11 protein-coding genes are annotated in these 12,436 nt (G+C 63.8%); all 11 read left to right on the top strand.

What is annotated here, in order from left to right; genetic code table 11:
• The first annotated feature begins 14 nt into the window (after positions 1–14).
• The 11 genes from otsB to HNO82_RS05290 all read left to right on the top strand — a co-directional run bounded on the left by otsB (position 15) and on the right by HNO82_RS05290 (position 12,436).
• Positions 15–758 carry a trehalose-phosphatase gene (gene otsB / locus HNO82_RS05340; RefSeq protein WP_008334313.1) on the top strand — a complete coding sequence of 248 codons (744 nt, stop codon included), beginning with the start codon at positions 15–17 and terminating at the stop codon, positions 756–758.
• A gap of 88 nt (positions 759–846) precedes the next feature.
• Positions 847–2,736 carry a glycoside hydrolase family 15 protein gene (locus HNO82_RS05335; RefSeq protein WP_008334315.1) on the top strand — a complete coding sequence of 630 codons (1,890 nt, stop codon included), beginning with the start codon at positions 847–849 and terminating at the stop codon, positions 2,734–2,736.
• A complete protein-coding gene (otsA, locus tag HNO82_RS05330; RefSeq protein WP_175342982.1) occupies positions 2,736–4,130 on the top strand; it encodes an alpha,alpha-trehalose-phosphate synthase (UDP-forming) in 1,395 nt (464 codons plus the stop codon). Before HNO82_RS05335 ends, otsA begins: the two co-directional genes overlap by 1 nt.
• Before the next feature lie 178 nt (positions 4,131–4,308).
• Positions 4,309–4,665, top strand: a complete 357-nt coding sequence (locus HNO82_RS05325; protein WP_034351585.1) for an FmdB family zinc ribbon protein — start codon at positions 4,309–4,311, stop codon at positions 4,663–4,665.
• Positions 4,666–4,683: 18 nt separating this feature from the next.
• Complete coding sequence (locus HNO82_RS05320) at positions 4,684–5,319, top strand: DUF502 domain-containing protein (RefSeq protein WP_175342981.1); 636 nt, start codon at positions 4,684–4,686, stop codon at positions 5,317–5,319.
• 95 nt (positions 5,320–5,414) lie between these two features.
• Positions 5,415–7,220, top strand: coding sequence for an aspartate--tRNA ligase (gene aspS, locus HNO82_RS05315; protein WP_112068518.1), 1,806 nt, complete (start codon positions 5,415–5,417; stop codon positions 7,218–7,220).
• A 247-nt stretch (positions 7,221–7,467) separates the two neighbouring features.
• Positions 7,468–8,769: an MFS transporter gene (locus HNO82_RS05310; RefSeq protein WP_008334331.1), complete on the top strand. Its 1,302-nt coding sequence runs from the start codon at positions 7,468–7,470 to the stop codon at positions 8,767–8,769.
• An 8-nt stretch (positions 8,770–8,777) separates the two neighbouring features.
• Positions 8,778–10,007: a metal-dependent hydrolase family protein gene (locus HNO82_RS05305; protein ID WP_175342980.1), complete on the top strand. Its 1,230-nt coding sequence runs from the start codon at positions 8,778–8,780 to the stop codon at positions 10,005–10,007.
• A 120-nt stretch (positions 10,008–10,127) separates the two neighbouring features.
• On the top strand, positions 10,128–11,033 hold the full coding sequence (locus tag HNO82_RS05300) for a LysR substrate-binding domain-containing protein (protein WP_008334333.1): 906 nt from the start codon (positions 10,128–10,130) through the stop codon (positions 11,031–11,033).
• A 48-nt stretch (positions 11,034–11,081) separates the two neighbouring features.
• A complete protein-coding gene (gene nudB / locus HNO82_RS05295; protein WP_175342979.1) occupies positions 11,082–11,585 on the top strand; it encodes a dihydroneopterin triphosphate diphosphatase in 504 nt (167 codons plus the stop codon).
• A gap of 53 nt (positions 11,586–11,638) precedes the next feature.
• Positions 11,639–12,436: an endonuclease/exonuclease/phosphatase family protein gene (locus tag HNO82_RS05290; RefSeq protein ID WP_175342978.1), complete on the top strand. Its 798-nt coding sequence runs from the start codon at positions 11,639–11,641 to the stop codon at positions 12,434–12,436.

Below are 12,436 nucleotides of genomic sequence, written 5' to 3'. Positions count from 1 at the left end.
CAACCTGAAATGGCATGACTGAGCACATTCGCCCCTACGATGTTGCTGCCGATGCGTTGTTTCTGGACTTCGACGGCACCCTGGTCGACCTGGCGCCCCAGCCTGAAGAGATCGTGGTACCGCCGCAGCTGATCACGCTCCTGCAGCGCATCCAGCAAGAATCGGACGGCGCGCTGGCCATCGTCAGCGGCCGCCCGCTTGATCAACTGGACTTCTTCCTGGCCCCGCTACGCCTGCCGGCGGCGGGCGTGCATGGTGCCGAGCGCCGCACGGCGGATGGCCGCATCCTGCAGCAGCCGGTGCCGGACGTGCATCATCTGCGCCAGCGCCTGCTGCCGCTGGTCGAGTCGCATGCCGGCTTGCAGCTTGAACTCAAGCGCGGGGCCCTGGCGCTGCATTACCGCCACGCCGCCCATCTGGAGCAGCGCTGCGTGGAAACCATGATGGATGCGCTGCGCCACGAACCCGGCTTTACCTTGCTGCACGGCAAGATGGTGGTGGAGGCCAAGCCGCACATCAACAAGGGCGATGCCGTCGCCGCCTTCCTGCATGAAGCGCCTTTCCGGGGCCGACGTCCTGTCTTCATCGGCGATGACGTCACCGATGAAGCCGGATTTGCCATCGCCCAGGGGGAGGTCTTCGGCGGACTTGGCATCAAGATCGGCACCGGTCCCAGTCAGGCTTTGCAGCGCCTGGCCGATCCGGCCGCCGTGCTGGACCTGCTGCGCCAGAGCGTGGAAGGGCGCAGCAACTCCTGAGAACCGTATTGCCGGCATGCCTGCCGGCCCCCGCAGCACATCGCCTTCCATCAAGAAATCTGATCCACAGAACAGAGCACGAGGAACCATGAGCCAGCCCAGTCCCGATCCGCGGCAAGAGTCGCAACCGCAGCCGCACTCCCAGACGCAGCATTCCGAACAACCGCATCTGGCCGCCCAGGCCCATGATCTGCCCTCGACCTCTTCGCTGGAGCTGGGCGTGATCGGCAATTGCGCCTTCTCGGCCCTGGTGGACAAGATGGGCCGCATCGTCTGGTGCTGCCTGCCGCGCTTCGACGGCGATCCGGTCTTCAATGCCCTGCTCGATCCCACCGACAATGGCGCACTGTGGTCTTTCCAGCTGGAGAATTTCTCCCACAGCGAGCAGTGGTATGAACCCAATACCGCGGTGCTGCGCACCCGCCTCTACGACACGCTGGGGCAGGGCATCGAGATCACCGACCTGGCGCCGCGCTTCCAGAGCCGTGGTCGTTTCTTCCGTCCGCTGCAACTGGTACGCCGCATCCATCCGCTTTCGGGGGCACCGCGCATGCGCGTGGTGCTGCGTCCGAAGTTCGACTGGGGCCGCGAAGTGCCGCCGCAGACACGCGGCAGCAACCATATCCGCTATGTCGGCCAGGAGCAGACCCTGCGCCTCAATACCGATGCGCCCATCAGCTACATCGTCGACGAGACCGCCTTCGTGGTCAGCCGCCCGTACAACTTCATTCTCGGCCCGGATGAAACTCTGCATGGCGGCATCAACGATACCGCCCGCGATTTCGAACAGGAAACCACCGCCTATTGGCGCAACTGGAGCCGCGCCCTGGCCACCCCGCTGGAGTGGCAGGACGCGGTCATCCGTGCCGCCATCACCCTGAAATTGTCGGTGTATGAAGATACCGGCGCCATCATTGCCGCCATGACCACCAGCGTGCCCGAGGCACCGGGCAGCCAGCGCAACTGGGACTACCGTTATTGCTGGCTGCGTGACGCTTTCTTCGTGGTGCGTGCCCTCAACAGTCTCTCCGAGCTGGGCACCATGGAGGACTACCTGCGCTGGCTGACCAATGTGGTGGTGCGTTCCGGTGGCGGCCATGTGCAACCCCTGTATGGCATCGGCCTGGAAGAGGCGCTGCCCGAGCAGATCCTCGGCCACCTGCCGGGTTACCAGCACCACCAGCCGGTGCGCGTGGGCAACCAGGCTTACGAGCATTTCCAGCATGACGTCTACGGCAACATCGTGCTGGGTGCGGCGCAGGCTTTCCACGACATGCGCCTGCATCATCGCGCCGGCGCCGAGCACTTCCAGCATCTGGAAGCCGTAGGCGAACGCGCCTACGAGGTCTACAACCAGCCCGATGCCGGCATGTGGGAGCTGCGTACGCGCTCGCGCATCCATACCTCGTCGGCACTGATGAGCTGGGCCGCCTGTGACCGCCTGGCCAAGATCGCTGCGCGCGTCGACCTGCCCGAGCGTGCCCGCTACTGGGGCGACCGGGCCAAGGAAATCGGCGAGCGCATCCTCAGCGAAGCCTGGAACGAGCAACGCCAGGCCTATGCCGAAAGCTTCGGCGGCCGCGACCTGGATGCCAGCGTGTTGCTGATGGTGGAAGTGGGCCTGATTTCGCCTACCGATCCGCGCTTCATCTCCACCGTGGAAGCGCTGGAGAAATCGCTCTGCGATGGCCCCTACATGCGCCGCTACGAGGCTCCGGACGACTTCGGCCGTCCCGAGACCGCTTTCAACATCTGCACCTTCTGGCGCATCGACGCGCTGGCGCGCATCGGCCGCAAGGAGCAGGCGCGCGAGATCTTCCAGGCCATGCTGGATGCCCGCAACCACCTGGGCCTGCTGTCCGAGGACACGCATCCGGTCACGCGCCAGATGTGGGGCAATTTCCCGCAGACCTATTCGATGGTGGGCATCATCAACTGTGCGATGCGCCTGTCGGCATCCTGGGAGGCGGTAATCTGATGGCCAGACTCGTCGTTGTTTCCAATCGCCTTGCCGATCCACGCAAGCCTGCTGCGGGCGGTCTGGCCGTTGCCCTGGGCGAAACCCTCAAGAAGACCGGCGGACTCTGGTTCGGCTGGAGCGGCAAGGTCATCGAGAACGGCACGCCCGGCGAGGGTGAGCTGCGCGTCAACCAGGCCGGCCCGGTCACCCTGGCCGAACTCGACCTGTCGCAGGAAGACCATGATGCCTACTATCGCGGCTACGCCAATGGCGTGCTGTGGCCGGTGTTTCACTATCGGCTGGACCTGGCGCATTTCGAGGCGGGTCACCTGGGCGGTTATCGCCGGGTCAATCAGCTCTTCGCGCGTAAATTGTTTCCGCTGTTGAAGCGCGATGACATCGTCTGGATCCACGATTACCACCTCATCCCGCTGGCCGCCGAACTGCGCGCCATGGGCTGCGAGGCGCGCATCGGCTTCTTCCTGCACATCCCGCTGCCGCCGCCGCCCATCCTGACTGCCATCCCTTCGCATGAATGGCTCATGCGCGCACTGTTTGCCTACGATCTGGTGGGCTTCCAGAACCACGCCGACCTGCAGCACTTCGCCCAGTACGTGCAGGCTGAAGCCACCGCCGAGCCGGTCGGTCCCAACCAGTTCCGCGCCTTCAACCGCACGGTGCATGCCAATGCCTTCCCGATCGGCATCGATGTGGCCGAGTTCCAGCGCCTGGGTCAGGCCAGGGAGGCGCGCGATACCTATGAAAGTACCAAGGCCGAGTATTCACGCCGGCGCCTGCTGATCGGCGTGGACCGGCTGGATTACTCCAAGGGCCTGCCGCAGCGCATCCGCGCCTTCCGCGAGCTGCTGCGCCTGTATCCGGAGAACCGCCACAGCGCCACCTTGCTGCAGATCGCCTCACCCAGCCGCGAGGACGTGGAAGCCTACGGCGACATCCAGCGCGAACTGGAAAGCCTGTGCGGTTCCATCAACGGCGACTTCGGCGACTTCGATTGGATGCCGATCCGCTACATCCACCGCACCGTGGCGCGCCGCCGGCTGCCCGGGCTGTACCGGGCCTGCGCCGTGGCCCTGGTCACGCCCCTGCGCGATGGCATGAATCTGGTGGCCAAGGAATTCGTCGCCGCCCAGGATCCGGACGATCCGGGCGTGCTGGTGCTGTCGCGCTTTGCGGGGGCCGCCGAGCAGATGAAACAGGCGCTCATCATCAACCCCTACGACACCCATGGTGCCGCCCAGGTGATTCAGCAGGCCCTGCAGATGTCGCAGAGCGAACGGCGCGAGCGCCACGCCGCGCTGATGGAGAACATCCGGCGGTTTGACGTCCATTGGTGGTGTAGTGAATTTCTCGACACCCTGCGCAGCAGCCGTGCCGCCCCGGTGGAGAGTTGAGCCGCAAAGGCAGCGCCGGCCGGGCAGGGTGGTGAATAAAATTTCCAAAAAGCAAATATTTGCCGGGTGCGGCGGTACAGGCCGTCGCGTCAGCGCATCGCCCGCGCGGGCAGGTTCAGTAAAACTCCGCCAAAAGCCTTTATAATTCAGGGTTTTGGAAGTTTTTTGCGGAGTTTTCATGCCCATTTACGCGTATCGCTGCCAAGCGTGTGGTTTTGCCAAGGATGTTTTGCAGAAGATCTCTGACGATGCGTTGACCGTTTGCCCCTCCTGCCACCAGGACAGTTTCCGCAAGCAGTTGACTGCGGCCGGCTTCCAGTTGAAGGGTTCGGGCTGGTATGTGACCGATTTCCGGGGCAATGGCAGTGGCTCGGCCAACAGCAAGGGTGCCAATGGCACCGGCATCGCCGGTTCCGCCGACGCCCCGGCCCCTGCTGCGGATGCTCCCGCTGCTGCGGCGCCGGCTGCTGCGGCCCCTGCGCCTGCACCTGCCGCGGCCCCTGCGGCGGCGCCCTCCACCCCCAGCGCCAGCTAACGAGGCCATCCTTCCCCCATGCGCAAATACTTCATCACGGGTCTGCTGATCCTGGTTCCCCTGGCCATCACGCTGTGGGTGCTGAACCTGATCATCAGTACCATGGACCAGTCGCTGCTGCTGTTGCCGGAGGCCTGGCGGCCGGCGCACTGGCTGGGCCACAACATCCCGGGCCTGGGCGCGATCCTGACCTTGCTCATCGTGTTCCTCACGGGCCTGGCCGCGCGCAACTTCATCGGTCGCCGCCTGGTCCTCTTGTGGGAAGGCATGCTGACCCGCATCCCGGTGGTGAAGTCGATCTACTCCAGCGTCAAGCAGGTCTCCGACACGCTGTTCTCGCCCTCCGGCAACGCCTTCCGCAAGGCCGTGCTGATCCAGTACCCGCGCCAGGGGTCGTGGACCATCGCCTTCCTGACCGGCGCGCCGGGTGGTGAAGTCAAGAACCATCTGCAGGGCGACTTCATCAGCGTGTATGTGCCCACCACGCCCAACCCGACTTCCGGTTTCTTCCTGATGCTGCCGCGTGCCGATGCCATCGAGCTCGACATGTCGGTGGATGCAGCCCTGAAGTACATCGTCTCCATGGGCGTGGTCGCCCCCGAGATGGTCACCGACAAGAAGATCATCACCGACGCGGCGGCACCGAAGAATTGAGGGGGCGACCGGCTCCTTGCCCGGCCAGCCCCGCCTTCGCCCTTAGCGTCTTCTCTTTCGAATTCAACAAGAACACTGTCAACGGAATCACAACCATGTCCATGCGAACCCAATACTGTGGCCTCACTACCGAGGCACTGCTCGGCCAAACCGTCAGCCTGTGCGGCTGGGTGCACCGTCGCCGCGATCACGGCGGCGTGATCTTCATCGACTTGCGCGACCGTGAAGGCCTGGTCCAGGTGGTCTGCGACCCGGATCGCGCGGACGTCTTCAAGAACGCCGAATCGGTGCGCAACGAGTTCTGCCTGCGCATCACCGGTCTCGTGCGCAACCGTCCGGAAGGCACCACCAACGCCAACCTGAAGTCGGGCAAGATCGAAGTGCTGTGCCACGAACTGGAAGTGCTGAACCCGTCGGTGACGCCGCCGTTCCAGCTCGATGACGACAGCCTGTCCGAAACCACCCGCCTGACCCACCGCGTGCTGGACCTGCGTCGTCCGCAGATGCAGAACAACCTGCGCCTGCGCTACAAGGTCGCCATGGAAGTGCGCAAGTTCCTGGATGCGCAAGGCTTCATCGACATCGAAACCCCGATGCTGACCAAGTCCACCCCGGAAGGCGCCCGCGACTACCTGGTGCCCTCGCGCGTGAACGCCGGTGAATTCTTCGCCCTGCCGCAGTCGCCCCAGCTGTTCAAGCAGCTGCTGATGGTGGCCAACTTCGACCGCTACTACCAGATCACCAAGTGCTTCCGCGACGAAGACCTGCGCGCTGACCGCCAGCCCGAATTCACTCAGATCGACTGCGAAACTTCCTTCCTCAACGAACAGGAAATCCGTGACCTGTTCGAAGGTATGATCCGCCTGGTCTTCAAGAACGCGCTGGACATCGACCTGCCGAACCCCTTCCCGGTGATGGACTTCGCCACCGCCATGGGCATGTATGGTTCGGACAAGCCGGACATGCGCGTCAAGCTGGAATTCACCGAGCTGACCGATGTCATGAAGGACGTGGACTTCAAGGTCTTCTCGGGTGCGGCCAACAGCGAAGGCGGCCGCGTGGTCGGCCTGCGCGTGCCGGGCGGTGCCGAAATGCCGCGTTCGGAAATCGACGCCTACACCCAGTTCGTCGCCATCTACGGCGCCAAGGGCCTGGCCTACATCAAGGTCAATGAAAAGGCCAAGGGTCGTGACGGCCTGCAGTCGCCCATCGTCAAGAACATTCACGATGCGGCCCTGAACGCCATCATCGAGAAGACCGGCGCACAAGACGGCGACCTGATCTTCTTCGGTGCCGACAAGGCCAAGGTGGTCAACGACGCCATCGGCGCGCTGCGCGTGAAGATCGGCCACAGCGAATTCGGCAAGAAGAACGGCCTGTTCGACGACGCATGGCGTCCGCTGTGGGTGGTCGACTTCCCCATGTTCGAATACGACGAAGACGGCCAGCGCTGGGTGGCCCTGCACCACCCGTTCACCTCGCCCAAGGATGGCCACGAAGACTTCATCTCGACCAACCCGGGTGCGGCCATCGCCAAGGCCTACGACATGGTCCTGAACGGCTGGGAACTGGGCGGCGGCTCGGTCCGTATCCACCGCGCCGACGTGCAGAGCAAGGTGTTCCGCGCCCTGAAGATCGATGACGAAGAAGCCCGCCTGAAGTTCGGCTTCCTGCTGGACGCCCTGCAATACGGCGCGCCCCCGCACGGCGGCATCGCCTTCGGCCTGGATCGCCTGGTCACCATGATGGCCGGTGCCGAATCGATTCGCGACGTGATCGCCTTCCCCAAGACCCAGCGCGCCCAGTGCCTGCTGACCCATGCGCCTTCGGAAGTGGACGAGAAGCAGCTGCGCGAGCTGCACATCCGCCTGCGCAATACCGAGCCGGCAGTGAAGGCCTGATCGTCTTATCGATTTTCTCGATAAGCCCATCGAAAAAAGCGCGTGCAGAAATGCACGCGCTTTTTTCATTTTCTCCGGCGCCTCGAATAATGGTTTAAATAATATATATAATTAATCGCATAATTCACTAAATCATTTGCCGACGCATGCGCCCAGAGCATGGCTGCATGCACAGATATCATTTCCGCCTGCCCCTTGCTGACCCTATCATCGGCCGAACATTCAACGTCCGACATGAGGGGAGAGCATGCAAACAACGACATTACCAGCCGACGGGATTGCGCTGGTGACCAATCACCAGCGCCGCCGCGCGATCATTGCGACCGTGATCGGCAATGGTCTCGAATGGTTCGATTTCACCGTCTACAGTTTCTTCGCGGTGATCATCGCCAAGCTGTTTTTCCCCACCGGCAATGACCTGACCTCGCTGCTGCTGGCGGTGGCCACCTTCGGTGTCGGTTTCTTCATGCGCCCGGTGGGCGGCATCCTGCTGGGCATCTACGCCGACCGCGTGGGGCGCAAGGCCGCGCTGTCGGTCACCATCCTGCTCATGGCCGTGGGCACCACCATGATCGGCCTGGCGCCGACTTATGACAGCGTGGGCCTGTTTGCGCCGCTCATCATCGTCCTGGCGCGGCTGCTGCAAGGCTTCTCGGCCGGTGGCGAAATGGGTAGCGCCACCGCCTTCCTGACCGAATATGCCCCCGAGCGTGAACGCGCCTATTACTCCAGCTGGATTCAGGCCAGCATCGGCGTGGCCGTGCTGCTGGGTGCGGCGGTGGGTACCTTCGTTACCGCCAGCCTGGATGCACAGGCACTGGCCAGCTGGGGCTGGCGCCTGCCTTTCCTGCTGGGCATCGTGATCGGTCCGGTCGGATACTACATCCGCAACCACCTTGAAGAGACCCCGACCTTCCTCGAAGAAAAGGACAAGACCGATTCGCCCTTGAAGGACGTGATCCGCAACTTCCCGCGCGAGACCTCGGCCAGCTTTTCCATGGTGATCCTGTGGACGGTCTGTACTTATGTTCTGCTGTTCTACATGCCGACCTACTCGGTCAAGGTCCTGAAGCTGCCGCAGACGACCGGGTTCATCGCCGGCATGGTGGGCGGGCTCTGCATCATGGTGCTGGCACCCATCGTCGGACGCCTGGCTGACCGCATCGGACGCCGTCCGCTGCTCTCCGGCTCGGCTGCGCTGATCCTGGTACTGGCCTATCCCATGTTTGCCTACATCAACAGCGCGCCCAGCCTGTCGACGCTGCTGATCTTCCAGCTGGTCTTCGGCACCCTGATTGCGGCCTATACCGGTCCCATCCTGGCGGCGTTCTCCGAACTGTTCCCGGCCAAGGTGCTCTCGACCGGGTTGTCGGTGGCCTACAACCTGGCCGTGACCATCTTCGGCGGATTCGCCTCCTTCTTCATCACCTGGCTCATCGCCGCCACCGGCAGCACCATGGCCCCGGCCTTCTACGTGATGATCGCCGCTGCCATCAGCTTCGTCGGCACCCGCTTCGTGCGTGAGCCGCAGTACCTGCAACAAACCTGATTTCTGACATGACCAAGATTCTCCTCAAGGGCGGCAACGTCCTCGATCCGGCGCTGGGCAGCCTGTTTCCGCGCCATGATGTCCTGATCGAAAAAGACCGCATTACCGAAGTTTCCTCCACCCCGCTGGAGGTGAGCGGCGCGCGCGTGATCGACGTGAGCGGCAAGACCGTCATGCCCGGCCTGATCGACTGCCACGTCCACGTGCTGGCTTCGCTGGCCAACCTGGGCCTGAACGCCTTGCAACCCGGCTCGCTGACCTCGATCCGTGCCTTGCCCATCGTCGAAGCCATGTTGAACCGCGGCTTCACCAGTGTGCGCGATGCCGGCGGTGCCGACTGGGGCCTGGCGCAAGCCATCGCCATCGGCCTGGTGCCGGGTCCGCGCATCTTCCCGTCGGGCAAGGCACTCTCGCAGACCGGTGGCCATGGCGATTTCCGCCCGCGTTCCGACGTGCTGGAGCCGTGCTCCTGCGCCTTCCGCGCCGGTGCCATTGCACGGGTGGCCGATGGGGTGGATGCGGTACGCCTGGCCGCGCGCGAGGAATTGCAGAAGGGCGCCACCCAGATCAAGATCATGGCCTCCGGTGGCGTCGCCTCGCCAACCGATCCCATCGGCAACACGCAATACAGCGAAGATGAAATCCGTGCCATCGTGGCCGAGGCCGAAGCCGCGCAGACCTACGTGATGGCGCATGCCTACACCGGCCGCGCCATTGCCCGCGCCGTGCGCTGTGGCGTGCGCACCATCGAGCACGGCAACCTGGTCGATGCCGAGGCTGCGCGCGTCATGCGCGAGCACGGCGCCTTCGTGGTGCCCACGCTGGTGACCTACGACTCGCTGGCCCGCGACGGTGCCCGCCTGGGTTTGCCGCCGGACTCGGTGGCCAAGATCGAATCGGTGCGCCAGGCTGGCCGCGACTCGCTGCGCATCTATGCCGAGCATGGCGTACAGATGGGCTTCGGCTCGGACCTGCTGGGCGAGATGCACCAGGACCAGTCGACCGAATTCCTGATCCGCGCAGAGATCCTCGGCAACCTGGAAACCATCCGTTCGGCGACCTCGATCGCCGCCGCCATCCTCCAGCGCGAAGGCGAACTGGGCACCGTGCGTAGCGGCGCCCTGGCCGACCTGATCGTGGTCGATGGCAACCCGCTGCAGGACATCACGCTGCTGACCGGGCAGGGCGAGCACCTGTCGCTGGTCATGCAGGCCGGCCACATCCACCGCACTCGCTGATCTGCGGCACCGCGTCCCTGCCGCCGCCGCTTTCCCTCTGCAACAGGAAAGCTGCGGCGGGCATGCTTTTCGCTCTACCATCTCGATCTGGATGAGACCTTTCGAGCTGGAGCGCCGACCATGCGTATATCGCCACTTCCCCCACTGCCTTCGCTGATCGCGTTTGAAGCCGCCATGCGCCATGGCAGCTTCACCCGCGCCGCTGCCGAACTGCACCTGACGCAAAGCGCCATCAGCCGCCAGATCGCCCAGCTGGAACGCTTTCTGGGCAAGAAGCTGTTCCTGCGCGAGCCGCGCGCCTTGCGCCTGACCGTCAGCGGCCAACGTTACGCGGCGCTGGTGCAGCGCCTGCTGGTCGATTGCGCCGAAGCCACCGAAGACATCATGAAACGCAAAGGCCACCAGGAACTGACGGTGGCCTGTTCGCAGGGCGTGGCCGTACTGTGGCTCACGCCGCGCCTGGCACGTTTTCGTGCTCTGCATCCGGATTGCCACCTGCGCCTGATCGTCAACGACAGCCTGGCCCAGCTCTCAGAAACCGATTTCGACATGGGCATCTATTTCCTGCGCGATGGTCCGCCCTCCGGTATGGCGGTGCGCCGGCTGTATGACGAAGAAGTATTTCCGGTCTGTTCCCCGGCCTATCTGCGCGGCCGTACCCTGACCCCGGCCGATCTGCGCCACGAGACCCTGCTGATGCTGGAAGACGGGCAGCGGCAATGGATGTCCTGGCAGAACTGGATGGCACACAATGAAGTGCCGGATGCACGCATCGAGCACCAGATCCTGTCCAATCAATATCCCGTGCTGCTGCAACTGGCCATGGAAGGGCAGGGCATCGTGCTGGCCTGGCGCCACATGATCGATGCCTGCATACAGCAGGGGCTGCTGGTACCTGCCTGTGCGGCCAGCGCCAGCCTGGGCGGCGGCTATTACGCCGTGTGGCCGCGCGACCGTATCGAACACGCGGCTGCACGGGCCTTTCGCAGCTGGCTGGTCGCCCAGAGCGAGGCTTCGCTGCTCTGAAACGGCCGTCCCGATAGAATGGAGCCTTTCCCGCATCACGGACAGGCCATGACGCAAGCCAAGCCCTACAAGATTCCCGAATCGGTGCTGGTGGTGATCCACAGCGCCGACCAGCATGTGCTGCTGATCGAACGCGCTGACCAGCCCGGCTTCTGGCAATCGGTTACCGGTTCCAAGGACAGCCTCGATGAGCCCTTGTCGGAGACCGCCCGACGCGAAGTCGAGGAAGAAACCGGCATCGTGGTCAGCGATGGCGGCGTAGACTCGATGCCGGGTGACGGAAACCGTGTGCCGCGCTCGCACCTGCGCGACTGGCAACTTTCCAACCTCTATGAAATCTATCCCGTCTGGCGGCATCGTTATGCGCCTGGCGTGACCAAGAATACCGAGCACGTCTTTGGCCTCCTGGTGCCGCGCGACATTCCCGTGACGCTGGCCCCGCGCGAGCACACCCGCCATGTGTGGCTGCCGTATCGCGAAGCGGCCGACCGCTGTTTCTCGCCTTCCAATGCCGAGGCGATCCTGCAGTTGCCGCGCTACCTCGCCCCATAGCACGGCCTTGCGCCAGAACGGCGCCGGACAAGAACAAGAGAAAGGCTGCATCGATGAAGCTGCGCGTTGCCACATACAACATCCACAAGGGCGTGACCTCCTTCGCTGGCCGCCCGCGCATCCTGGCGTTGAAGCAGGCGCTGGCACAACTGGATCCGGACATCCTGTTCCTGCAGGAAGTACAGGGCCGCCATGATCTCAACGCCTTGCGCCATGCCTCCAACTGGCCGCAGCAGGGACAGCACGAATACCTGGCTGGCGACACGCATCATGCCGCCTACGGCATGAACGCTGTCTATGACCATGGCCACCACGGCAATGCCCTGATCTCGCGCTTCGAAATCGCTTCCGTACGCAACCAGGATGTATCCGACCATGCCTACGAGTCACGCGGCATCCTGCATTGCGTGGTGCCGGTAGAAGGGGTGGAGGTGCATTGCTACGTGATCCACCTGGGCTTGTTCGCCGGGGGCAGGCGGCGCCAGATTGATGCGCTGATCCAGGCGGTGAGCACTTCCTCACCGCCCGATGCGCCCCTGCTGATTGCGGGAGATTTCAATGACTGGACCAACCAGTTGAGCCGGACCTTGTACCACAACCTGGGCGTGACCGAGGTATTCGATCAGCCGCAAGCGAAGTCACGCGGTGTCATGCAGGGCTTGCGCCGGCTCGGTGGCCTGTCGGCCACGATTCGTCCGGCGCGCACCTTTCCGGCCATGATGCCGTGGCTGCGACTGGACCGCATCTACGTGCGTGGTTTCCGGGTGGAGACGGCAGAGGTCTTGAAGGATGGCCCCTGGGCGCGCCTGTCGGATCATGCACCCATCGTCACCGAACTTCACCTGGCCTGA

The organism is Herbaspirillum sp. C9C3, assembly GCF_013359625.1.
Lineage (GTDB): Bacteria > Pseudomonadota > Gammaproteobacteria > Burkholderiales > Burkholderiaceae_D > Herbaspirillum.
Note: the sequence above shows the minus strand (reverse complement) of the source record. Positions and strands in the feature narration are given on the sequence as shown.

What these genes read in the sequence shown, in the direction of transcription:
- HNO82_RS05335 (WP_008334315.1), top strand. Translation starts at nt 847, where the DNA reads ATGAGCCAGCCCAGTCCCGATCCGCGGCAAGAGTCGCAACCGCAGCCG.
- HNO82_RS05300 (WP_008334333.1), top strand. Translation starts at nt 10,128, where the DNA reads ATGCGTATATCGCCACTTCCCCCACTGCCTTCGCTGATCGCGTTTGAA.
- HNO82_RS05305 (WP_175342980.1), top strand. Translation starts at nt 8,778, where the DNA reads ATGACCAAGATTCTCCTCAAGGGCGGCAACGTCCTCGATCCGGCGCTG.
- otsB (WP_008334313.1), top strand. Translation starts at nt 15, where the DNA reads ATGACTGAGCACATTCGCCCCTACGATGTTGCTGCCGATGCGTTGTTT.
- otsA (WP_175342982.1), top strand. Translation starts at nt 2,736, where the DNA reads ATGGCCAGACTCGTCGTTGTTTCCAATCGCCTTGCCGATCCACGCAAG.
- HNO82_RS05290 (WP_175342978.1), top strand. Translation starts at nt 11,639, where the DNA reads ATGAAGCTGCGCGTTGCCACATACAACATCCACAAGGGCGTGACCTCC.
- HNO82_RS05310 (WP_008334331.1), top strand. Translation starts at nt 7,468, where the DNA reads ATGCAAACAACGACATTACCAGCCGACGGGATTGCGCTGGTGACCAAT.
- HNO82_RS05320 (WP_175342981.1), top strand. Translation starts at nt 4,684, where the DNA reads ATGCGCAAATACTTCATCACGGGTCTGCTGATCCTGGTTCCCCTGGCC.
- nudB (WP_175342979.1), top strand. Translation starts at nt 11,082, where the DNA reads ATGACGCAAGCCAAGCCCTACAAGATTCCCGAATCGGTGCTGGTGGTG.
- aspS (WP_112068518.1), top strand. Translation starts at nt 5,415, where the DNA reads ATGTCCATGCGAACCCAATACTGTGGCCTCACTACCGAGGCACTGCTC.
- HNO82_RS05325 (WP_034351585.1), top strand. Translation starts at nt 4,309, where the DNA reads ATGCCCATTTACGCGTATCGCTGCCAAGCGTGTGGTTTTGCCAAGGAT.